Source organism: Pseudomonas sp. D3-10, assembly GCF_051132175.1.
Taxonomy (GTDB): Bacteria; Pseudomonadota; Gammaproteobacteria; order Pseudomonadales; family Pseudomonadaceae; genus Aquipseudomonas.
Window position 1 is genome coordinate 34,552 of sequence record NZ_CP071669.1, and the last position, 21,125, is coordinate 55,676.

Here is a 21,125-nt window from a genome sequence, read left to right on the forward strand (position 1 = left end):
GGAATCAGTTGGCAGTCGGGCTGGTGAGAATAGGGAGTCGCCCCTTACGGATATCGCCGCCGGCGAATATCGCAAGGAATTCCAAGTCGGGTAGTTCTCCGAGAAGAGCGGCAGGGAAGCGCTCACCCTCCTCCTGCATAAGACGCTCGCCGACATTACCTCCCTGCAACACTCCACCCTCACCTGCTGAGTTACCCTGAGTTCGCATCACGTATTTGAACCGCGTCGGTGTCATTTTTTTCGATACAAACTCTTGGGTATCGGAGTCCAAGACGCGGAAACAAATGATGTTGTTGCAGTTACCAAGTACCTGCATTGCCTTAGCCTCGTCGCCCATACGGGCTACGAAATCGGCAATTGTCTGCGTTGCAATGTAAAGGTTGATTCCCGCGCCACGCCCCTTGTTGAGCAGTTGAATGAGCTGGTCGTTGATAACTTCAGCAGCCTCGTCAACAAATATGTTTACTGGTTTCGGCAACCTATGGTTGTAGATCTCACCAGCTGTAGAGGCCAGGTCTGCTAGAGCGAGCGAACCGATAGTCGAACCAACCATTGGGTCAGAAAGTGAGTCGAGACCGAGGTAAAGAACCTGGTCAGCGTTAATTACCGAGTTGAGATCGCTTATTAGTCGAGGATCTTCGTCGTCGGTGTGCGGAGATAGCAATGGCCCCATCTCCCCCGATGTGAGCATTGTAAGAATAGGTAATAGACCAGCGATCATTTTGCTGAAGTGTGCCCGCTCGTGTTCGAGCATTGTCAGCAAACCTTCAAGGTCGGTATTCGCTTTGACCTTCGCAATGTCGTTGTAGTAAACGCGGCGTAATACTTTTGCTTTCTGCTCAATATCTTTCACTTTTGCGGACAAAACTGCTGAGTCCGCCATACGTGCAAATTCAGCTTCCCCGAAAACTTCCGCTCCATAGGCCATCACAACTTTTATTGTTAGACCAGGAACGTCACCTTCGAGTGTCCGCCTGATTCCTACGAGTGTTGGAAGAATGTTGCATATCAGCATGGCCTGTATGACGCTGTTCAACGACATTTGGGCAAAGGCTTGGAAAGGATCACCTGCCTTGCTTTGCATCAACACCGCAACCCTTGACGCAATTTCAGTAGCTCGGCCAAAGTTTTTTGTCAGAGATAAGCGAACAGATTTGTCTGGATGCGCCGGATGGAAATATTTGAACAAGCTCGGTTTACCAACCGCAGCACAGGCGCGCTTACATGTAGCTGCAAGACCTTTATCCCCTTTTGGATCAATTACGATAACCGCCTCTCCGCGGGCAACGCACTGAGCAATAGCGATATCAAACCATCGACTTTTTCCGGCACCGGTAGTACCAGTTATTAAATGATGAATAGAACGTTGATCGTGTGGCCGAAAGCATGGCTCCTCTTCTGCCATACCAATCCCATGTATCCACCGCGTGCCCTTCACATCTGCCTGGCGCCTACCTCTCTTTCCTAGAATGGCCTCTACATCCATTGCCTGAAGCTCAAAAGCGTATTGCCCGTGCATTTGCCTCCAAGAAAAGGCCTCGCCGAAATAGAACTCGTGAGGATGACGCTTTACTAACTCCATCACCTCCTCCAAGGTGATGAACGACAATTCTTTTCCGAGCAGGCAAGCTTTTGCTTGGTAAACGCGTAATGCCCGTGGGATAGCAGCTAACGCGAATCCAGCCTGCACTCCAAGCGTTATCAGATATGGGGTTACCGGCATCTGCGTCATCAGTTGAACGGCGGTGCCGGCGAGCATTGACGAACCCCACGCAGCTGCTTCCCTCGCCTCGTAGTTTTTCCGCCAGTAACTGGTGTAATCCCATTCACTCATTTTTTCGGAAGCTCCTCGTAAAGGGGGCGAACGAAGATTTTTCTGCGCTTGGCGACCTTGACGGCATCGCGGAAGCAGAACACTGCGTTCTCTAGGGATGTTGATGTGATGCCGAACCGCTCAGCGACATTCGTGAGCATGTAGGTTGTGAGGCTGAGCACAGGTGAGCCGCCTATATCCTCAAGTACGGCCTTCTCGATCAGCGACTTCACAGCCTGCTCGAGGCTTGGGATGTCGGCTTCACGAAGCCGCGAAAGGTGAGGAATAGCCCAGTCCAGCTCCGCTAACTTGCAGTAGATGACGCTGTAGTCGGCAGTGAGCATGAAGCCTTCACGGGACTGTAGGGTCCGGGTCAGGGCCGGACCTTCGACCGTAATGTCCTGCCACAACCAGCCCGCATGGACGAGCGGGTGGATGTCCTCAGCAAGGAAGGAAGATTTTCCCAGTCGAACGAATACCTTGTTTCTTGCTAATGCCGCGTTCTCGGGGTCTTGAGTCGCGGTGATGAGCTTCTGGGCAAGATCAGGTTGTTGTTCCAACAGGTAGCATTCGTGCGCTGTAAGCTTCGAGACGACATCGGCTGGCAAGATGCTGGAAGCGCATGGCACCTCCTCCGCCACGCGTCCGACCTCTCCGTCTTTCTGCTTCTTCGACTCCGCCGGAGGCGTAGTTTTAGGCGTGCGTTTGCCTTGCCCCATGATGGAGTTGAGGGAAATCTTTTCCTGACGAGGCAAAAGCTCCTGCGCAACTTGCCCTGATCCAGCCTGCGGATCAGCATCAGAGGGATCGGAGCTAATTTCAGCCTCAGCGGCCGGGAGTGTTTCTTCTTGATGTGAATCAGCCTCCGGCGAGTGAGGACTCAAGAAAAGCAGCATTTCCTCAAGGCTGGCAGGTGGCTCCTGAGGTGCTTCTTCCTCCTCCTCAGCATCCAAAGCTTCCTCTGGTTGGGAGGAAGCAATTACCGCCGTTTCGTCAGCCGCCGGCTCTGAATCCACATTAACAGGGGTGTCTTCGACGGGGTTCTGCGCTTGTTTGAGGCTAACCCCTGAAGAGGCGGTTGTTGGTACCGGAGCTGCTTGCCTTGGAGCCGCTTTTTTCTTTCTTGCTGTCTTCGACGATGTGGATTCTTTAGGAGGTGTAGGACCCGAATCAGCGTCAGTATCCCCGCTCGAGTCTCCAGTTAGATCGGCCCCAAACAGGTCTTCCTGATGCTCGCTCAGCGCGTTCGCTGCTGCGCCAGCCGTATCGTTAGGAGCAATGACATCCTTCTGCTTTCCCTCCTTCCCAAGGCCGATGGAAACTGGCGGCGGAATCGGTGTGGTTGGAAAAAGGATGTCCGGATTCACAAGCTTCATGCAGCGCAGCGCCGGGCCTTTGCCGTTCTTGCGGAGAAGGTGGGGCGTAACCAGCCAGTACAAGTCGCCGGTTGGGGCTCTCTCTGCTATTCCGTGCTCTACCAAGGAACCAATTAGCGTGTCAGGTGATCGCGGGATGGCCACAACCCCATCACCGACCAGCAAGCTCACAATCTCCTCGGCACCTTGGTTCCAAACGATGTAGATGCCATCAGTTGCAACCCATACGCGGCCGCCAGGCATGTTGATCTTCCAGGTTCCGTCACTCAGCAACCGCAGCATTGCATCCGACACCAACCGCGGAACCGGAACACCTGTTGCATTGCCGCCGCCATTATTCGAGCCTCGATTGAGGTCACGCTTGGTGGATGCAGAGTCGGCCCACTTGACCAACTCGGTCAGAGGCGAGCTTCCGCTCCCGGAAATTGCATCGAGGAGCGCTTCGTAGATGTCGTGGCCACCTTCAATCAACCATGCCTGTACGGCTGGCGGAATGATCCGTGTTGCTTGCGCCACAGAGACCTGAACGTGATTACCATGCCTATTGGAATTCCAATGCAGGAAATAGCGGGTCAGCTTGTTGCGCACAGACCAGTCATGAAGCGTTTCCTGCGCGTAGATCCACTGGTTGTTGCCTTCAAAATCGGTGGCACGAATATCTGTGAGAGGCTTCCCTGCGTCGTGTAGCAGCCCCGACGCGATGCCCGCGACGTACCACCGACGCAAGCGCATGCTTCGCCGTGCCGGGGTCTCGTTTGTATCAAAGGCTGTGGTAAGGCACCCATCCAGGGTGAGCGAGGCGACCTCAAGGCTATGTCGGAGCAATCCGCCTGGGCCGGAGTGATGGTGGTTCTCCGACGCCGGCAGCATGTGCGCCAATTCGGCGAAATTCACCAGGATCGGCTCAACGTAGAGCTTGAGGTCACTGGCAGGCATCCCGACTGAATGAATAATCCGATCGAACAGTTCGTGCTGATAATTGCGCATGAACCACTGCCCGCTAACCAGCCCAGGATAACCCTCTTGGTAGGGTGGGTACCGAAGATTTCGCCAGTTATGGTTCTCCAGGTACCGCTTGATCTCAGGAGTAATCATCTGCTCGGCCGGATGCGCGAAGCTGTCCGTAAGGGCACGCTCGCTTCGAGGCCACAGGCGTTTCAGGAATGAAAATGGAGGCATACGCTTCTCGGCCATGTTGTGTGCTGAGAATGATGCGTGAGGGATACCGCCTTGAGTTTCGTTTTCAGGCAGTTTTATGGTCGAAAAAAAACCCGGCAAGTGCCGGGCTGAGGGGTTAGAACCAGAAGGTTCCGAAAAACTGTGACGGCTCTTCGACCGTCTCATTTATTGTGTCCACCTTTTGCCGTATGCGGGGCAACGGCTCAGGTTTGGCCTTACTTTCATCGTAGGAGGCATCCACAGAGAACCGCGTAGCCATTGACGAACCGGTTTGGTGTCTCGCGATCACATCGGGCGGAATAACCGCCTCCAGCTCCTGCGCAACACCTTTCCAATCCACAGTGCCAGCCACTTCGTAGCTCGTGACTTTCACACCCAGAGCATCGGCCCGGCGGAACTCCCCCAGCAACGGCAGGATCTCGGCCTCAAGGTCTTTTGCTTCCTTGGTGAGCACTTTCAACTGGGCCTTCAGCTCAGCAATCTTGCTCTCCTTCGCCCTCCTGGCATTTGCTAGCGGACGCCATGCAGCCAGGTCCAGCCTATCCAGCGGAATAACGTCCCGCTTTGGATCGGCCTCAGGCGGCACACCGCGCATCACCAGCCCCCAGAAGATTTCTTCTGCCTGAATGATTCGTCTCACCAGAAGGTCATCCCAGTCAACGATCAAACAGCAGGGTTCATGCTTCGGCGACCAAAACCACAGGTAACCGCGCCGTGCTCCACTGACGATCATCTGATGCATCACTTGCCAGCGGTACAGCTTAAATGCCTTGCTATGCTCCCTGAGTTGCAGCACCTCCAGATGGTTGGTTTCGGAGAGATTCTTGATCTCTACCGGAGACTTGTCATCCAGAACCCCATCGAACGATGCCCGAATAAAAGGGTATGCGGTCGACTCTGCACAGAACGGCAAAGCCATCTTGCCGTACTTATCCTCAAAGGCTTGTAGCGCTAGCGGTTCGAATTTGACTCCCCTCCTAACCTGCGGGATTACCGACAAGTCAGCTGGCTCGACAATTCCGACCAGTTCTTTCCAGAGTTCCAGTGGCGTTTTATCAGGGTTCTCCTCCATGACGACCGCGCAACTGGTTGCACTCATGCCTTCCCTTCGCCACGCATGCCACTCGGGAGTCCGCTGTGCGATGTCAACGATCTTCATTGCTGACACCCTCATAGAACTCCAGCAAGCAGCTGGATTCAAAGGTCTTCATCTGATTTCTCCTTTTCTCAAGTTCACCACCCTGGCTCGAAAACCCAAGTGGCACCCCCGAAAAGGCGTAACCCCAGAGGGCTTTCGCCCCCTGGGGGATATTCTTTCTCTGGTGTTCCAGTGATGCTCACGCTTACGCAACCTTCGCGTAGCGGGAGTAGATATCTTCTCGCTTGCGCATGGCATCCTCGAAGCTCAACTGACCTGCATTGCAAGCCTGAATCACTGCGACGATCTCCATGCCGCGCTGCCATTCAGCAGTACCCGACAATCGATCAAGCGCCCCCATATCTAGAAGTGCGTATCCATCGTCAAGCATGTCGCCGATGCACAGCTCCGGCGTGTCATGCGTGCAATGGCCGGTGAAGCCATCGCGTTGAAACGCCTGCCACCGAAAGCGCCCTTGCTGAGATGCGTCTGGGATAAGAACACCCCAGGCATCCCGGCTCCGATGCTTCAGCGTCAAGCCAAGTCCGTGGATAGTGAACTGACAAAGCAGGTACTCCAGGAGAATGAGCTTCACCTGAAATTGCTCGATCATTTCGTCAGCGTATTCCGCGAACGCCCCACCCTCTTCTTTCATCTCCCCCCAGCTAGCAAGGGAGTCCTTCAGCCCCTCAACGGTTGACGGTCGCATTGTTCTTCTCTCCTGGAAGGGAGTGGGTCAGAACGGCAAAAAAACCCGGATGGGCCTTCTCTGCTTTGTCGATCGCGTCGCCGAAGGTGGTTGCTTCACAACGGAAGGTAACCTTCTGCTGTGTATGCAGGATGGTCATCGATAGGATGTAAGTCCGCATGGTGTATCTCCTTCTCAGATTTTTAGCCCTGAAAAAGAGGCACCTTCCCTGTGGGGGCGATGCCCCTCAGGGTGATGCAAATGCATTTTTTAATCAGCAAGTTGTCTTGTTTTCACAGACAAATGCTCTCGTTAAAAAGCGTTAGCTTGTTCGTCGATCCTAGAACAAAGAGCCCTAACCAAATCGAGGTCGCGAACTCGAATTATCCGAGCCTCGCGATTTGCCTGAGATAGCAACTTTCGTGAGCAAGGTGACTCGGCGCTAACAGATTTTATTTCCTCGGCAGATGCATCACTGAATTCTTTACTCAGGGTGACTCCGGCGAAAAATAGAGCCGCTAAAACAACAACAGCGACCCCCACAATGGCGATCATTTTTTTCATCACTTAATTTCCTTATTGGGAGCGACGAAGGGCAATCACCTAGCGGTGATATGCCCCGTCAGGGAGTTTATTTGCAGATGCCTTACGGCAGCAGCAGGGTCAGAATGAAGACGATCAAGTCAGCCATCTGATTGGTTCCTTTTTAACTGACGGAGCCCCCCTTTACGGGGAAGCCCCGTAGGGTTGTGGTCAGTTCGAAGCGCCCTATGCAAAAAGGCCCCCCAAAGCGTTTTTTTGGCGTCACTCGCCTTGCGACTGAGCAACGTATTGCGCAAATTTCAACTGAGTTACAGCGTAATCCCGAGCAACTACAGGCCACGTTGAAACGTACTCGAAAGCAGGTTCCCAACAATTGGCAGCACGGGCGCGCCGAACGACTTCCGCAACCTTGTTGATCGTCTTCTTAGGCAGATCAGCAGGGGGCGGAACTTGGCTTTCTTCACGGACAACTTCACCTTCAATCACGTCATCTGCCGGGGCAGGATCTGCAACTTTTGGATTAGCCGCCTGTTCGGGCTGAGCATCAGATGCCGGGTGCTGATCAACCTGGTTAGAGGTAGGCAGCGGTTCAGGTTCCACGACATCAGCAGCGCCCATGTATCGCTCAACAACTTCAACTGGCACATCGTTGGAAGAGAACCCTTCCCCAGCGTCTGTATTGAGGTACTGAATCACTCCGTCCAGCTTTGAGCCGGTCTGAGGCCAGTATTTCCTTGCAATCTTGATAGCCGACTTCTTGCGCATGGAGTCTTCGAAGTCGACCCAGGGGCCTTTCTTCTTACGTTTCCACAGCTCCGAAGCATCTCGAGCAGCATTGATTTCATCCGCGGTCACCGCCTCAACGTGAACGCGGCCATCAGGCAGAAGAGCTTCGACGTAGCAACCTACAAACTCCCCACGATCAGCCTTCTTGTCGAAAGGGTTGAACGTATGGGTCGGGCTCTGTCGCTTCCCTCTGTACTCGAACTTGTCTTTCGAGTAGACCAATTCAACGATGCAATCACGGATCGCACCGTCGTTCACAGCGACCTTGACCATGCCCCTCCAGGACACGTCCAAAACCACCTGCCCGTCTCGGGGCACCAAGTACGCGAGCTGTCGGGATTGATTAAGAGTCAATCCGTAAGCCGCAACCTGGCTAAAGGCATTTCTAAGGCTTAGCGGGTTAGTCGTAGCGCACTTGCACAGATAGTCGTTGTTCATCATGGCCTGCGATGCAAACAGCAGCTCATTTTTGAACATCACGTCAGTCTTCGACGACTCCACTAGCTTGATGAACTTTTCTTCTTGCTTCGCAATAATTGCAACTGCGTTTTGGAAGTTATCGCTCATTTCATTTTCCTTTCTAAAAAGAAAACGCACCCGAAGATGCGTTAATTCTTGACTGACTTCTGCCTGATTAGATGATGTTTAGAAGCAAACGGCTAATTGGGGCAAAAGGGATGTCGTCGTCGAAGCTGTCATAACTCGGTTGCTGCTGTTGCTGCTGGGGAGCAGGCTGCCGAGGAGACTGGTTAGGACGTGATTGCTGTTGCGGACGTTGCTCGCGGGGTTGCCCTTGAGAATCGCTCCGATCTGGTTTGCCACCCAGGAGCTGCATGGTGCCCTGCATGTCGACGATAATTTCGGTGGTGTACCGTTTGATACCGTCTTTTTCCCACTCTCGTGTTTGAAGCTTACCTTCGATGTATACCTGCGATCCTTTCCGCAGATACTCACCAGCGATTTCAGCGACTTTCCCAAACAATGAAACACGGTGCCATTCGGTCCTTTCGACTTTCTGTCCCGTTTGCTTGTCAGTCCACTGCTCACTTGTTGCAAGGCTGAGATTGGTTACTGCATTACCGTTAGGTAAGTAGCGAGTTTCTGGATCTTGACCACAGGTGCCAACCAAGATCACTTTATTTACGCCGCGAGCCATAGTATTTCTCCATTCAGATAGAACTACGGGGCGGCATTACCCCAATACGGGGGCAATAGCAGCCCCGTTGGGGTTTGGTTTTTCATGAGTTTTTGGTTGTACTTTTGAGACGGCCAACAAGCCGACCATGCGACGAAGCGCATGACTAAATCAGTCCACACATGTGGGCTGACTTAATCTGGGAATTCATGATGGTTGAAATTCAACCATGAGGCGCTGGGCCTGTAGATGGACTGCAAGGCATGCAATCCGGATTTATAACGCCGAGCTACTCGACGTGATAGGAAGTCTGCAACAAGCTGAATCCAATGGCAAGCGGGTTTTTTGCCCGCGTTTTTTCAGTCGCTTTTTCGTCCTGAAAACGGGCCATCCCCTTTTCTGTACGGAGGAAAATGATCCTTACCAGCCTCAGAGGATCAACCATGCACCACCTTAAATCTCTATTGCCGCTAGGCCTGGCCATTGGCTTGGCGCTCACAGCGGGTTGTGCCAACAAGCCAGAACCCCCTGCCCCAGGCACGCCATTCGAGGTCGCAAGCTACAAGCCCGACATGCGCGAATACCACACCAGCTGGGGGCATACTGGCCGAGGCGGTGCAGCATTGCGAAAACCCACCTATCAACCCGTTCTTGGCAGCCTCGATGTTCTCGAGACCCCGGCCGGGAAGCTTCACCCAGAGCTGCAAGCACGCCTTACAACGAACGATAGCGTTGCAGTCCCCTCATCCATGTTCCAGGCCAACTGTGCTGACTCCGAAAATGTGGCGCAGGCCTTTGCTCTTGGCCAACCCGCCGCAAGCGAGCGCATCGTCACCTTGGCCAACGCGGCCGGTTCGGTCGATGACTACATTGCCGTCCGGAACAAGCTCTGCAAAGGGGCTCAACGGTTGAGCTACGAGGAGTGGGTCATTCTCGTCGAAGGCACCCCGAAGGATGTCCCTCTTCACCTGAAACCATCTCTTCCGCCCTCTTATAAGTGATCAGTCATGCCTAAATTCAATCCCACTCTTGCTACAGCCATCGGCGTTTCAATCGTGACCTCTGCCGTTGCTGTCGGTGTCTCTGTCTACATGGGGCAGAGCTACACCGAAATGGCGGTGAAGAAAGCCCTCGTTGAACAGCTGCCAGGGGCCGTCGACAAGACCCTCAAGGATCGCGAGATCGAGAAGATCAACGCAGCGAAAGCGAAAATCCTCTCGAATTGGAGCGGCGCAGCTGACACCAGCATCGAAGGTCGGCACATCTACGGCAGCATGGATGCGCAATTTACCCTGGTCGAGTTCAGTGACCTGGAATGCCCGTATTGCAAGCGCTTCCATGACACGCCGAAGCAGATGGCTGACAAGTCCGAAGGACGTATTAACTGGGAATGGCAGCATTACCCCCTGGCCTTCCATAACCCTGCGGCCGAAGTGGCAGCTCACGCATCTGAGTGCGTGGGAGAGGTCGCCGGCAACAAAGCCTTCTGGGCATTTACTGGCGAATGGTTCGCTCGCACTCAACTCAATGGCCAAGGTGTCGAGGACGTAGAGCGTCTTGCTCAGGAGGTTGGCGCTCCCCTTGATGCCTATCGTCAGTGCATGGAAAGCGGCAAATACCAAGCCTTGATCGAAGGCCAGGTGAAGAAAGGCACGAACATGGGCGTCACTGGCACGCCAGCAACGGTCGTAGTCGACAACCTCACAGGCAACAAACTGCTGGTGAAAGGTGCGCAAAGCACACAGGTGCTACTCCAGACCATGCAGCAGCTGGTCAAAATGCGCGACGAGGCTCCCAACCAAGACAAGCTGGATACCCCTGCTGAGGGCGCGGCCAATGAGATCGGTGCTCAATAGGCTGGGTGAATGGCCCGACCAGCTAGATTTCGGGGGCAGTCATGCGCTTTCTAGCGCTCGTGTCGCTATGACACAGCAGCTTGAAGGTCGGGCGGGTCTTTTCCATGCGCTACGCAGGGCCAGTACCTGGGATGAGGTTTTCGATCTCATCTCAGCCAACGGATACAGCCTCATTCCAAACGGAGAGGATTTTATCGCCGCGGACACGAGTACAGGACTTATGTTCTCTCTCTGGGATTGTGGTCATAGCCGGCTAGTATTTGAGGAGAGGCTTGGTCGTTTACCGGATTTACCACCCATGAGTCGATGACTCCAACCCCGCCCCGGCGGGGTTTTTCTTGTGTTTGGGATATTCCAGAGCGGTGATGTACTGGGCACGACCTCAACGAACGTATCAGGGAGAGCGGCCTTACAGGAAGCCTGCGTGATCAACTCAAGTCCGGGGGCGATGCGCAGCATGAGTTGCGGCTTGACTCGAAGGCGGCGGAATCGCTGCTGAAGATCCTGGAGAAGTATGAGGCCAGCCAGAACACGGCTGAAGCCTGAGGAGGCAGTAATGCTGCACATTGAGCGCAAGGTAGGGGAGTCAATTCGGCTCGGCAACGACATACAGGTGATCGTCACAAAGGCTGCGAACGGTACGGTCAGATTGGCGTTTGAAGCGCCGAAAGAGGTGAAGATCTACCGCGAAGAGATCTACCAGCGCATCCAGAACGAAAAAACACCCTGATCACACAGTCAGTCGTTCGACTTCGCTTGGGATCACCGCCGAAGACGGTAACCTATGGCTATCGAAAAAAGGAGTTTCACCATGAAGAACCGCAGTATAACGATCCGCACCGGGCTTCTCGCCGCAGCTATTGCCCTCCTGGTCGGGTGCTCTTCCTCGCCGAAGGCTACCTCCGTGCAGCTGCCTGATCCGCAGAATGTACCGAAGGAAAAATGGTCTGATGCAATGCACGTTCTGACTGCAATGAACATTTCTGGCCAGCGTGATGTTCCTCTCGAGCTGGCTACATCCGGCCCGACAACAGCGACTCCAGGTACGGGCGGTTCGTCTGTGGGCGATGTCGCTATTGCCGCAGGCGGTTATGCGTCCCCGCCCTCAGGCGTAAGCAGCAATGCCGCTCTTGGGCTAGGCATTGGTCTCTTTCTCCTGGGTGGTTCGAGCGATCCAGCCCGCACTTACCAGACAGCCGCATGGGTGCCATCCACGCTTGCAAGCTCGCCCGAGGAGGCCTCAGCCCTAGTGCTTAAATTGGTTGAAGAGGCTCGGGTAAAGGCATTTCCAAGTGAGCGCTCGAAGCTCTCTCCTAGGGTTGGCCAGTACCCGTCTAATCACGGTAAGGCATATGGCAGCCCCGCAGCGCTCTTGAAAGAAACTCCCACTCCATTTACAGAAGCTGCGATACCCGCTCCGAGTTTTATCACCGCCGCCAATCAGGTTTACGGCCCAATCTTTGTACTTAATGGGCAGTATACAATTGACGGCATGAAGAACGACATGACGACAGTGGAAGCGATGACTCAGATGTCCAAGTTTTTACCTGACTGGTTCTATATGTATCATCCTGGGCAGAAGCTCAGGAAGAACTCTGTTCCGGCACGAATTATTAACAAAGGACAGTCGCTATATTTTGTTGGCAAATAAAAGCCAACAACTAAAAAGCCCCGCGATCGCGGGGCTTTCATTTTAACGCATATCTTCCTCTGCCTTTTTCTTCACTGCATCAACATCGAACCCCTCAAGTCTTTTCAGGTTTCGGTCTAAGGTATTCAACCGTGTTTCACCTTGAGATATTTCAAGACGACTTCCACTACCTGTTACATCCTCAAGCGATACAGTATTTGCTGTTGGCAACCGACCGGCCAGGTTTAACATGCCGATCCACTCCGACAAATCCACACGCGACCAATCCATCTGGCCCAGCTGATCAGGGGTAATCCCTTCGCACGTAGGCGACTTCACGTCACCCCATCCCAACCCCAGCTGCTCACGAGCGGACTCCTGAATGATTCGTGCTACAACAGAGCCGAAACAGCAATGGGCCTCTCTTTTTTCTACACAAGACCCGAGCACTTCGGATGCACAGTAACTGCCAACAAAATGGCATTGGCGAGTTTCCTTTTTCGCCCCCAGCTCGAATTCTTTCTCTTCGCATTCCCAGATGATGTTGATCAGCAGATCTACAATCACGTAGACCATGTACACCCAGCCTATGATGTTCACCACCATTGCGGCGTTTGCACCAAGTCCAGTTACTGCGCCATCGGCACCCGTTGCAAACACAGCATCTGCCGCCGCTGTTGCCCCCATATCCACCATCGCATCATAGGCTTGTTGCATGAGCCATTTTTGCAGCTCACCCATGAGAGTTTCTTGCGCTACACCTGCGAAGGCATCATTGAAAGCCGCGGTTGCAGAGTCAACAATCGTCCCCCATTGTCCCTTAATAACAGATGAGCCCACGGACATTGCGGCTTCAGTACCAGCAGCCCAGTAGCCGGGTGCGAATAGACTGCCAGTTCGGTTCAAAGCCTCGAGTGAGCTGGTCATCTTGAGCGTGTTCATCGTCAAATTTACGTAGTCGAAGATGGACACGCTTTCTGGGGCTTCGCAGCAGTCAACATACCCCCCGAGCGCCTTCTTGCACTCCATCGCCTCGCCTTTGAACACCTTGCAGTCATTCGCCTGGTTGATATCGGTACCATCACCACCGCAGTCCAAGTCGTGCTCAGCAAACTGAGCAACCTGAAGCATGGCCACCGCATAGGCAAAATCGCCGCTTTTCGTGTTCGACGAGTCGAAACACTCACTGCCCATGCACCGTGCGCCACCAGGGCATTCGATTTGGGCTCCAGTGTTCACGATAGTTTCGTAGCTGGTGTCATAACCGCAGTCCCAGACCTCCTCGAAGGCATAGCAAGAGCCTGTCTCGCCTTTTGCGCCATCAATACAGCCTTGAGAGATAAAACCGCAGCTGGGATTCTGCTCGTACTGGGCGCAGGTGTTCAGGTTACCGCCATCATTTGTTGGGCACCGCTGCACCCCCTTGGCGTCCGTGTAGCAATCCATTTTCCCCTTGTAGTAGGAGCACTCGGCGCTTACCTGGGCCTTATTGCAAAGAGGATCGATACTCGGGTGCGGGGATGGTGGCATGTCAGAGCGGCAGATCCGAACACCATTGGTTTCAGTACAGCCATTGGCGTCCACCGCCGGCATAGACGTGCACGACATCTGAGCGTTGGTGCAGAACCCATCCTCAATCATGTCGAACATGGGCAGGCGCTCTTCGGGCCCCCAACCATTATCGACAAACGCCTTTGCCGGGTCATAGATGATCTTGATGCGGGCGTAACCCTCACCACCACCGGTAACCGAGGTGCGGGTTTTGAACGTGATCACGTCGTCATCGCTGTCGAACTTGTTAGTGATCACCTTGTTCGGAGCTACGTTCCAGCTTGTTCCGCGTTCGCAGCTTCCAGCTGTTTCCGGCGGGAAGATACCAGGAGTATGCGTCCAAAGCATTTCGTCATTGAAAAGGATTTGGAAATAATCGTCGAAAACAGCCCTATCGATGGTTGCTGAAATGATGGCGTCCTTGGCTATCACGCGGAATCGGGTGTACTCCTCATAGATTTTGCAGTTCCCGCTCCAGTAGTTGTCCCCGACCGTGCCGACCCAGATATACAAGCAGCCGCGGCCGCACGACTGGAAGTTTGGCTGCCCGGAAACATATTCGATTACACCTACCTTGTAATCATGCAGGAACTCGACGTTTCCGCCCTGATCCACGACGCGCTCACATGTTTTGTAATTGGCAACATGAGCGTTCTTCGTCACGTTCTCAAATACATCGGTTGATTTGCAATCTGCGAAATTTTGCTTAAACCCGTCCATGAAGTCGGGCGAGCGCACTTTATCAGCCTGGTTGAGCATAGGGTCTTTGGACAGATCTACAGACATGCGATTGCCGCTGTCGATCAGCGTTCTATATGCCTCTCCCTCAGAGGACGATTCCGATTTCAGACGAGTATTGGCACGCAACCCGAGATCAATAGTCTTCACATCGTCGCCATAGACATTCTCTAGCGACACCGTATCGCCGGCATCAGGGAAAAGGTCTTGGAGCGTGACCGAGGCATTCCCACCGTCGAAAACCTGAAGTGCCTGTTGGCCTACCGATTGGCCGGCCGCCGATCCTGCCGTTACTGCGTCGGCCCAAGCAGTGAAGGTCATGCTGTTGAGATACAGGCCTATGACGGTCGCGTTGACCAGGCGTATGAGCGTGGTTTTGAGTGGTTGTCGCATCGATCGCATGTCCATAAATAGGGATGCTTTGATGCTATGGCAGGGGGGAAACACAATGGCGCGGTTTCAGGCAATAAAACCGCCTGAAAAAGCAAAGCCCCGGCTGGTGGTGTCACCGGCCGGGGCTCGCTATGTTTTTGATCATGCCTGAGGCACTACTAAGACCTGACCATCACTCGGGATCAAGCGATGAATCACCGCCCATGATTTGACGAACCGGGTATCCGGATCAGAGGATGAAACAGTTCTGGCGATCTGCTCGGGGACTTTGAACACCCGACCAGACTCGACCATCAGTTCTTTGAGTTCTTGGCAGAATAGTGCGTTTGCTGCGGTCATGTTCAACTCTCCTGGTGTGGGTGATCCCCAGAGCCCTTCACACGGAAGGGCTCTGGTGGATCACCCACGGAGGGTGACCACGCAGCGGCCTAGCCGAAGCTAGACTTGAATCCGTTCACTGGGCAAACCCCTAAGGGATGGCTCAGTGGGCCTTGATGTTGGTGCCGTGCTTCTTGTCGAGACGGTCAGCAACCACATAACCGATCACGCCGGTTAGGGCCAAAACGCTGACCACACCTACGATTGCGTAAACAAGCATCTGCATCGAGTCCATTTCATTCTCCTTTCGGATTGCTCATCGCTGTAATCAAGGATACCACCAAATCGGCGATCATCATTACCACGCCAAGCACCAGACAGAACGATACGACAAGCGGATGCGTCCCTGGTGTAACGATGGAAACGAAAGCGGCTGCCAACAAGCTACAGCCAACGCCCATAAGTGAAGCCTTAATCCAGTCGAACAGTATTTTTTTGTACATGATTTTTACTCCTCAAAAAGACGAGGAGTCCCAACGGGATTCCCCGTCAGGGTTTAATTATTTCCAACTCCGAGCCGTTCGGCTGAGTCAGTAGAACAACAATAAAGCCATTTGCCTGCGAATAAATCGCATAGGCACATTTCGATTTTTCAGCCAACGATGATGCGCTGCGAACAGCGTCAATTGCGTTTACATGAAACATCGGAAAGACCTCTTATGGAGCAAAGACTCCCGGAGAACCGAAAGTAATTTGCCAAGAGCCTTATTGAATCAAAGCGCGTGACGTGCCTTGATCATTTCTGCGGTGTGAGACTGCTGAGCAGTTTCAACGCCTGCATCGAACGCCTTGAAGCCAAGTTGAATGCCACCAACAACAAGAGCGGTAAGGACGATGAGAGTTTTCATGGCGTTCTCCGTTAGCAAAAGATGCAGACGGAGAACCACCCTGGCGGGAAGTAATCTCCCCGCTGCGGGTTTTTTATGCACGCAGAAAAACCAATATCCAGTTGCCTGGATGTCGATAATTTGAGTGCTATTTTTAAGCCGGTTTGAAAGCGTGGCTCTGCTTTTTGTGACTCATCACATACATGATGAAACACTGCCTGAACGCATACACGTTTCAGGCCTTGGCGGACATGCTCATGCATGGCGCTAAGTTCTAAGCACAGAGGGCTCTGTGCTGGAGGGGTTCTTGAGAGCTCGACCTGAGGCCCGCTCTATGCCTGCGATGATACCAAACCGATGCCCTTTAACAAGATGGCGAACCAAAAAAAAGGGTGACCCGAAGGCCACCCTTTCACACTCATAGCCCACTAGGTGAGAACACCTTGTGGCCGCATTTATTCCGGAAACGGTCAACAACCATCTCCATTGGCTCCTCCAGCTTTATCGGCTGGAAAAAACCTTCTCCCCGCGAGTGCTTCAGGAGGATGACTCCCCCTGATGACAGCTCCCATAGGTGAACCTTTGTGCCCCCTTTGGTTACCCAAGCCTTACGGCTTATCGAGGCCTGGCCTTGCAAACGAGCAGCTTCGAGGATCGCGTTCATCAACTTCTCCATACATCCGTGCAGGGAGAAGTCCCGTGGGGGATTTCTCCCCCTAGGGTGGTTTGATTAGACCGTTAGGTCTCGGCTTTCGAGCTTCAATTTATCCGGTGATACCGGGAACCAGTAGCAATCCCAGTCCAGAAAAATGAACGCTTCGGGACGAAACTCAGGATCGATCTCCCGGACGAATCCAAGGATTTTCTTTCCCTGGATTTCGACTCCGTATCCATTTGTCACCGTCACGGTATCGCCAAGGATGAAGTCGCATGGAACAGGCGCGACTTTTGCCATCTTTTCTTCCACAAACCGGTGCATTTTCATCTCCATTTTCATGGAGAACCCCGCCGGGGTTCCCCGGTAGGGTTATTTGCAGATTGCGTTGGCCAGCTCTTCAGCGTGCAGCAGAGCGTACGCTCTTCGCTCCTGGCTCATGTATGGCCAGCAAGAGCCAACTGCGTCCGAATAGCTCCCGAAGGCATCAATCCAGTCCCAGTAAATGTTCTTGCTGTCCACACGTCGCATTTGGTCAGCAGCCGGACGAACAAGGCTGAAAACCTTGTACAGCTCGCCACGCTCAACCGCCTGCTTTACAACCTGAAGCTCGCCTTCCGTCATAGCCTTGCGGCAAACCTTCTCGACGAGAACGCCGGCAGCGCGTTTCAGCAGCCTTTCAACTAGCTTGACCACCTGATCGTTACGAGTAACGAACGTCCTGGCTTCGCCGGCCTGGGCATCCTTATAAGCATTCATCTGATTCTCCATTTCTACGAAACGCAGAAAGGGAGAAAGCCCGTAGGGGGCTTTCCCCCTATCGGGCTTCTATTTACTTAAACAGTTCTTTGGCTGCGATTTTCAATGTGGTAGCGCGAACATCTTCGAAGTCGCACATCATTGCTTCACAACAGACTCGGAAGCTAAACGGATGAACTTCGTCCGAAAGTACCCAATCCATTGCTTCGCGCCAATTCTGCTCACTGACCTGAGGATGAATGATTTGCCTCAGAGTGATTTTCAGCAGGTATTCCCGCATCCACTCAACGTAATCATCGGTGATTTCGTCTCGTGTCCGCAGGGCTTCCAACTCAGCGTCTGACATTTCCAGAATGTCGAGAAATCCAAGTTGAAAGACTCGCGCATGGCTTGCCTTTCTCCGTGGTCTCCGCTCAAACGAGCGGCGCTGAATAATTACTTGTTCCCCAAACAGATCCAGCAAGGGCAACGCAGTCGCAGTATTTTCCATTTCAGACCTCCTCAAACCGACAGAGGCCTCCCACTAGGGAAAGCCCCTAGTGGGTTGAATGGTTATTTGTCAGGCGGCTAATGCTTCGCGAACAAGCTCAAAGAGCGAGTTCTTGAGATTCGCAACCTCCCCAACAGCACGGTATTGGCTGAACAATGCTTTCAGGATGTGCTCATTGGCACTTCCGAAACCAAGTCCAATCACTTCGATGCCGCTGACCTCACACCGCTGAATAAACTCTTTCGCTGCATGAGTAGTACCTGCGTTCGGTTCCCCATCCGTTATGACGAAAAGAATCTTCTTCTCGCCCTTCGAACGAAGAACTTCAACAGCAGCCGGCCACAGTGCTTGCGCAAGAGGCGTACCGCCCTCCGACATCGCACCAAAGCCACCTTCGCTTACCGCCCTGATCAATCGCTCTTTCGGGCTCTTGATCAGTGCGCAGCGCTCAACGCCATCGTTTGCCTTGTTGGGAAACGACATCGCGCCGGTTGTCACCAGCGGAAGTCCCTCCAGCGCGCTTAGCACCGCATAGACTGCGGCTTCGGCCTGATCCATCGCAGACTTCATACTCCCCGACTTGTCGAGAAGAATCTGGATTGATGCAGACTGACGCTCTGCTCGAGACTTACTTCTAAACACCCGCGTTTCGCCGCCTTTCATCATGGCGATACGGCCAGTGTCGATCCGCTTGCCCTGCCGCTTCAGCCGAACACGGCAATCAACCTGCGCCTGTAACAGCCCATTAAGGCACTGTCGTAGACCGGCCGATTGCTCGATGCCCAATTGCACACGTCGGACGCTCGCTTGATCGGATCGGTTCCTCCCCCTCCCATCCAGAGAGAATGGTCGGAGCGGATTACCGTCGCGCACTGCCTTACGGCCTAGCAACTCACCCGCCTTGTCGCCAACTTCCGAGATCAACCCTTTCAGGTCGGCTTCGGTTGCATCCTTGGCCTGCTCGCGCAGGTTGCTGGCTTCTGGGGAAGGTTTGCCGCTGCCATTGCTGGACTGCGAGGTTTCTTGGCCATCGTCGCCGGCATTGCTGCCGCTACTTGGTTGGGATTGGTCTTGCGGCTCGGAGCCGGACTGGCCTCCATCAGATGTTTCCTGCTTGGATTCGGGTTGCCCCTCCTCTTTGCCTTCATCACCTGCACCCGCACCACCGTCTTGCTTCTGCTCCTGCTGCTGATCGCCTCCACCCGACTCTTGCGAGTCCTGAGGAGCACCCTCCGAGCCTTGCTCGGGCTGCGGTTGCTCATCTTCCTGCTCATCCTCTTGCGAAGGCAGCAGGTCGATAATCGCGTCCACCAGAGCGAGAACATCTGTTGTGCTCTCGCACGTCAGGGTGTTCTTCACCAGGGTCAGGATCTGATCCGTAAGGTCAGCCCCAAGAAGGGTCTCCATACGGGCCAGGTAGGCTTTTGCTGGAACCTCAAGCTGCGGTTCCTGGAGTAGCCAGTAACCGCCGTAGAGAATTCCGTTGTGAATCACATGGAGCGCCGGGCAGTCATCCACCTGCTCAGGCCGAAACGGCTCAAGCAGAACCTTGCGGTTCAGGTAGCGGATGTCCGACTCAGTACCTGGGTACTGATCCATGCTCAATCGTTCAATGCGGATGTCCTCAAGAATGTTCAGCAGATTCTTGCGGAAGGGTGTCGGGCATGAGTCGCGAAAGCAGCCCATGTCTGTGTTGCGGACATGGGAGCATTCATGTGCGATGTACCCGAAGGACAGCGGCAGATCGTCCTCGGTGAAGGGGACAAATACGTTTTTTCCATCTGTCTTAGCCTGGATACCCTCAACGTGCACTTTGACGCCAGTTAGCTCGGCAAGGTGCTGTGCATAGATCGGCAGAGTGCCGACCAGGGATTGATTGCTCATCGTTTATCTCCTTTCTCGCCACCGCGAAAAGGAGTAACCCCGCGAGGAGGGTTACTCCCACGCGGGGTTTGTTTGTGATGTCAGAACCAGAAGGTGCCGAAGGGCATATCGGGTTCGGACGGATTGATTACGAGGGGTTCTTCAGACTGCTCCACTGGAACGGATTCAGCTGGTTCAACAACCTCGGGTGTTGCTGGTACTTCGTTGATGCTGTCGTGACAACTCGGAGTAGCTACGCTTGCGCTCAGCTCTTTCTCGACCATCGTTACGGCATCCGCGGGTACTTCAGCATCAGGTACAGCAACAACAGCGACAGTCTCGGCCGGGGCCTCGGTTTCAACTGAAGGCAATGCTGGAACGAAGGCCATCGATGCATCTTCATGACCGTTGGCAATGTTCAGGTTTTTGATCAGCCGCTTGATCGAGTCCTCATCAGAGAGGGCCGACACAAGGGCTACAACGCTGTTGTACTGAGAGCCATTAACCACCCCGGACTTAGGGAGAGCCGCAAGGACTTCCTCAATGTGTTCGGTTAGGGCTTTGACCTCACTGGACAGGAACATCAGGCCGCGAAGCTTGGCGTTGATCTTCCGAACAGTGTTCAGCGTCGTTTGTGTGACATGGCCACGAGTGGCCAAGCCTGTTTCAAGCAAGCGCTCGGCTGTATCTGCCGTCTCAGCGTACAGCTGATCTGACAAACCACGAACCTGCGTACCCAGCGTGTTAGAGAGGTGCTTGTCGCCATCAGGGGAAACACGGCATGCCGCGTACCCAAAATGCATCCCTGCATCTACCTGCGCCTTCGGTGTCACCGAGGTGCGGATAGCATCACGCCATTCTTGCTTCTCCCAGCCCTTGTCGATCCACTCAGTGATCCAGCGTTCGTAGTTAGGGAGAAAGTTGTTTTTCAAGTCGTAGAATTGCGATTTGAGCGCTTCCAGTCGGTCAACAACCTCTTGGATCTTGTCCTGGGAAACTGCATAGCCACCCAGGAACCGCACACCACACTCTTCCACCACCTTTGTAGCCTGCCGCTTGATCTTCTCAAACGGTTTCAGCTTCTCCGGGTCGATTACACGCATCGAGCCGAGTGAAGCCAAAATAGCAGGAGGAATCTTCCCCTCCAGCATTTCAGGTTTAAGCTTTTTCCGAGCAGTCCACAGATGGATACCGGAAAGATCGACCAGCAGTAGTTGGTCTAGGATTTTAATCTCATTCTGTTGAATGGACATTTCACGATTCTCCTTTCTCACATGCATGAAAAAGGGGGAATCGCGCCCGATGGGGGAGATTCCCCCTTAGGGTT

Annotated in this window: 23 protein-coding genes; 4 read left to right on the forward strand and 19 right to left on the reverse strand. The window is 53.7% G+C overall.

From position 1 onward, the window contains the following. Positions 1–4 precede the first annotated feature (4 nt). The 8 genes from traD to J3P90_RS26365 all read right to left on the reverse strand — a co-directional run bounded on the left by traD (position 5) and on the right by J3P90_RS26365 (position 8,679). The gene (gene traD, locus J3P90_RS26330; protein ID WP_434676715.1) at positions 5–1,834 is read right to left on the reverse strand and encodes a conjugative transfer system coupling protein TraD; all 1,830 of its coding nucleotides are present in this window, start codon (positions 1,832–1,834) and stop codon (positions 5–7) included. Further along, positions 1,831–4,533 carry a MobH family relaxase gene (gene mobH / locus J3P90_RS26335; protein WP_434676716.1) on the reverse strand — a complete coding sequence of 901 codons (2,703 nt, stop codon included), beginning with the start codon at positions 4,531–4,533 and terminating at the stop codon, positions 1,831–1,833. The genes traD and mobH overlap by 4 nt, the downstream gene beginning before the upstream one ends. Beyond that, positions 4,484–5,527, reverse strand: coding sequence for a lambda-exonuclease family protein (locus J3P90_RS26340; protein WP_434676717.1), 1,044 nt, complete (start codon positions 5,525–5,527; stop codon positions 4,484–4,486). Before J3P90_RS26340 ends, mobH begins: the two co-directional genes overlap by 50 nt. Before the next feature lie 184 nt (positions 5,528–5,711). Then, positions 5,712–6,215 (reverse strand): hypothetical protein, encoded by a 504-nt coding sequence (locus J3P90_RS26345; protein ID WP_434676718.1) that lies wholly within the window; start codon positions 6,213–6,215, stop codon positions 5,712–5,714. Beyond that, on the reverse strand, positions 6,196–6,375 hold the full coding sequence (locus J3P90_RS26350) for a hypothetical protein (protein WP_434676719.1): 180 nt from the start codon (positions 6,373–6,375) through the stop codon (positions 6,196–6,198). Before J3P90_RS26350 ends, J3P90_RS26345 begins: the two co-directional genes overlap by 20 nt. Before the next feature lie 131 nt (positions 6,376–6,506). Next, complete coding sequence (locus tag J3P90_RS26355; protein ID WP_434676720.1) at positions 6,507–6,758, reverse strand: hypothetical protein; 252 nt, start codon at positions 6,756–6,758, stop codon at positions 6,507–6,509. 240 nt (positions 6,759–6,998) lie between these two features. Then, positions 6,999–8,090 (reverse strand): recombinase RecT, encoded by a 1,092-nt coding sequence (locus J3P90_RS26360; protein WP_434676721.1) that lies wholly within the window; start codon positions 8,088–8,090, stop codon positions 6,999–7,001. A gap of 67 nt (positions 8,091–8,157) precedes the next feature. Further along, a complete protein-coding gene (locus J3P90_RS26365; protein ID WP_434676722.1) occupies positions 8,158–8,679 on the reverse strand; it encodes a single-stranded DNA-binding protein in 522 nt (173 codons plus the stop codon). Positions 8,680–9,101: 422 nt separating this feature from the next. On the opposite strand from J3P90_RS26365, the gene J3P90_RS26370 reads away from it, so the two are divergent. The 4 genes from J3P90_RS26370 (at position 9,102) to J3P90_RS26385 (ending at position 12,165) form a co-directional block, all read left to right on the forward strand. Next, entirely contained in the window at positions 9,102–9,659 is a 558-nt protein-coding gene (locus J3P90_RS26370; RefSeq protein WP_434676723.1) for a hypothetical protein, read from the forward strand. 6 nt (positions 9,660–9,665) lie between these two features. Then, entirely contained in the window at positions 9,666–10,514 is an 849-nt protein-coding gene (locus tag J3P90_RS26375; protein WP_434676724.1) for a DsbA family protein, read from the forward strand. Between the two features lie 556 nt (positions 10,515–11,070). Beyond that, complete coding sequence (gene csrA / locus J3P90_RS26380) at positions 11,071–11,244, forward strand: carbon storage regulator CsrA (RefSeq protein ID WP_102685502.1); 174 nt, start codon at positions 11,071–11,073, stop codon at positions 11,242–11,244. A gap of 81 nt (positions 11,245–11,325) precedes the next feature. Further along, positions 11,326–12,165, forward strand: a complete 840-nt coding sequence (locus J3P90_RS26385; protein WP_434676725.1) for a hypothetical protein — start codon at positions 11,326–11,328, stop codon at positions 12,163–12,165. A gap of 42 nt (positions 12,166–12,207) precedes the next feature. Here J3P90_RS26385 and traN read toward each other — a convergent pair whose 3' ends face one another. From traN to J3P90_RS26440, 11 genes are all read right to left on the reverse strand, one after another. Further along, positions 12,208–14,841 (reverse strand): conjugal transfer mating pair stabilization protein TraN, encoded by a 2,634-nt coding sequence (gene traN / locus J3P90_RS26390; protein ID WP_434676726.1) that lies wholly within the window; start codon positions 14,839–14,841, stop codon positions 12,208–12,210. A gap of 126 nt (positions 14,842–14,967) precedes the next feature. Continuing rightward, positions 14,968–15,165 carry a hypothetical protein gene (locus J3P90_RS26395; RefSeq protein ID WP_011077967.1) on the reverse strand — a complete coding sequence of 66 codons (198 nt, stop codon included), beginning with the start codon at positions 15,163–15,165 and terminating at the stop codon, positions 14,968–14,970. A 142-nt stretch (positions 15,166–15,307) separates the two neighbouring features. Continuing rightward, entirely contained in the window at positions 15,308–15,439 is a 132-nt protein-coding gene (locus tag J3P90_RS26400; RefSeq protein ID WP_011077966.1) for a hypothetical protein, read from the reverse strand. A 1-nt stretch (position 15,440) separates the two neighbouring features. Then, positions 15,441–15,647, reverse strand: coding sequence for a hypothetical protein (locus tag J3P90_RS26405; protein ID WP_011077965.1), 207 nt, complete (start codon positions 15,645–15,647; stop codon positions 15,441–15,443). Between the two features lie 270 nt (positions 15,648–15,917). Further along, on the reverse strand, positions 15,918–16,052 hold the full coding sequence (locus tag J3P90_RS26410) for a hypothetical protein (protein WP_013100880.1): 135 nt from the start codon (positions 16,050–16,052) through the stop codon (positions 15,918–15,920). A gap of 397 nt (positions 16,053–16,449) precedes the next feature. After that, positions 16,450–16,695: a hypothetical protein gene (locus J3P90_RS26415; RefSeq protein ID WP_043859960.1), complete on the reverse strand. Its 246-nt coding sequence runs from the start codon at positions 16,693–16,695 to the stop codon at positions 16,450–16,452. A gap of 66 nt (positions 16,696–16,761) precedes the next feature. Continuing rightward, entirely contained in the window at positions 16,762–17,028 is a 267-nt protein-coding gene (locus tag J3P90_RS26420; RefSeq protein WP_169715571.1) for a hypothetical protein, read from the reverse strand. Between the two features lie 30 nt (positions 17,029–17,058). Next, positions 17,059–17,445 carry a hypothetical protein gene (locus J3P90_RS26425; RefSeq protein ID WP_013100877.1) on the reverse strand — a complete coding sequence of 129 codons (387 nt, stop codon included), beginning with the start codon at positions 17,443–17,445 and terminating at the stop codon, positions 17,059–17,061. Between the two features lie 73 nt (positions 17,446–17,518). After that, positions 17,519–17,935 carry a hypothetical protein gene (locus J3P90_RS26430; protein WP_013100876.1) on the reverse strand — a complete coding sequence of 139 codons (417 nt, stop codon included), beginning with the start codon at positions 17,933–17,935 and terminating at the stop codon, positions 17,519–17,521. A gap of 69 nt (positions 17,936–18,004) precedes the next feature. Next, on the reverse strand, positions 18,005–19,819 hold the full coding sequence (locus J3P90_RS26435) for a VWA domain-containing protein (RefSeq protein WP_434676727.1): 1,815 nt from the start codon (positions 19,817–19,819) through the stop codon (positions 18,005–18,007). An 80-nt stretch (positions 19,820–19,899) separates the two neighbouring features. Beyond that, on the reverse strand, positions 19,900–21,051 hold the full coding sequence (locus J3P90_RS26440; RefSeq protein ID WP_434676728.1) for a DUF3150 domain-containing protein: 1,152 nt from the start codon (positions 21,049–21,051) through the stop codon (positions 19,900–19,902). Positions 21,052–21,125 lie beyond the last annotated feature (74 nt).

Bases quoted from the DNA above. Each gene is read 5' to 3' on its own strand.
- traD (WP_434676715.1), bottom strand. From the start codon at position 1,834: ATGAGTGAATGGGATTACACCAGTTACTGGCGGAAAAACTACGAGGCG.
- mobH (WP_434676716.1), bottom strand. From the start codon at position 4,533: ATGAGACGGTCGAAGAGCCGTCACAGTTTTTCGGAACCTTCTGGTTCT.
- J3P90_RS26340 (WP_434676717.1), bottom strand. From the start codon at position 5,527: ATGAAGATCGTTGACATCGCACAGCGGACTCCCGAGTGGCATGCGTGG.
- J3P90_RS26345 (WP_434676718.1), bottom strand. From the start codon at position 6,215: ATGCGACCGTCAACCGTTGAGGGGCTGAAGGACTCCCTTGCTAGCTGG.
- J3P90_RS26350 (WP_434676719.1), bottom strand. From the start codon at position 6,375: ATGCGGACTTACATCCTATCGATGACCATCCTGCATACACAGCAGAAG.
- J3P90_RS26355 (WP_434676720.1), bottom strand. From the start codon at position 6,758: ATGAAAAAAATGATCGCCATTGTGGGGGTCGCTGTTGTTGTTTTAGCG.
- J3P90_RS26360 (WP_434676721.1), bottom strand. From the start codon at position 8,090: ATGAGCGATAACTTCCAAAACGCAGTTGCAATTATTGCGAAGCAAGAA.
- J3P90_RS26365 (WP_434676722.1), bottom strand. From the start codon at position 8,679: ATGGCTCGCGGCGTAAATAAAGTGATCTTGGTTGGCACCTGTGGTCAA.
- J3P90_RS26370 (WP_434676723.1), top strand. From the start codon at position 9,102: ATGCACCACCTTAAATCTCTATTGCCGCTAGGCCTGGCCATTGGCTTG.
- J3P90_RS26375 (WP_434676724.1), top strand. From the start codon at position 9,666: ATGCCTAAATTCAATCCCACTCTTGCTACAGCCATCGGCGTTTCAATC.
- csrA (WP_102685502.1), top strand. From the start codon at position 11,071: ATGCTGCACATTGAGCGCAAGGTAGGGGAGTCAATTCGGCTCGGCAAC.
- J3P90_RS26385 (WP_434676725.1), top strand. From the start codon at position 11,326: ATGAAGAACCGCAGTATAACGATCCGCACCGGGCTTCTCGCCGCAGCT.
- traN (WP_434676726.1), bottom strand. From the start codon at position 14,841: ATGGACATGCGATCGATGCGACAACCACTCAAAACCACGCTCATACGC.
- J3P90_RS26395 (WP_011077967.1), bottom strand. From the start codon at position 15,165: ATGACCGCAGCAAACGCACTATTCTGCCAAGAACTCAAAGAACTGATG.
- J3P90_RS26400 (WP_011077966.1), bottom strand. From the start codon at position 15,439: ATGGACTCGATGCAGATGCTTGTTTACGCAATCGTAGGTGTGGTCAGC.
- J3P90_RS26405 (WP_011077965.1), bottom strand. From the start codon at position 15,647: ATGTACAAAAAAATACTGTTCGACTGGATTAAGGCTTCACTTATGGGC.
- J3P90_RS26410 (WP_013100880.1), bottom strand. From the start codon at position 16,052: ATGAAAACTCTCATCGTCCTTACCGCTCTTGTTGTTGGTGGCATTCAA.
- J3P90_RS26415 (WP_043859960.1), bottom strand. From the start codon at position 16,695: ATGAACGCGATCCTCGAAGCTGCTCGTTTGCAAGGCCAGGCCTCGATA.
- J3P90_RS26420 (WP_169715571.1), bottom strand. From the start codon at position 17,028: ATGAAAATGGAGATGAAAATGCACCGGTTTGTGGAAGAAAAGATGGCA.
- J3P90_RS26425 (WP_013100877.1), bottom strand. From the start codon at position 17,445: ATGAATGCTTATAAGGATGCCCAGGCCGGCGAAGCCAGGACGTTCGTT.
- J3P90_RS26430 (WP_013100876.1), bottom strand. From the start codon at position 17,935: ATGGAAAATACTGCGACTGCGTTGCCCTTGCTGGATCTGTTTGGGGAA.
- J3P90_RS26435 (WP_434676727.1), bottom strand. From the start codon at position 19,819: ATGAGCAATCAATCCCTGGTCGGCACTCTGCCGATCTATGCACAGCAC.
- J3P90_RS26440 (WP_434676728.1), bottom strand. From the start codon at position 21,051: ATGTCCATTCAACAGAATGAGATTAAAATCCTAGACCAACTACTGCTG.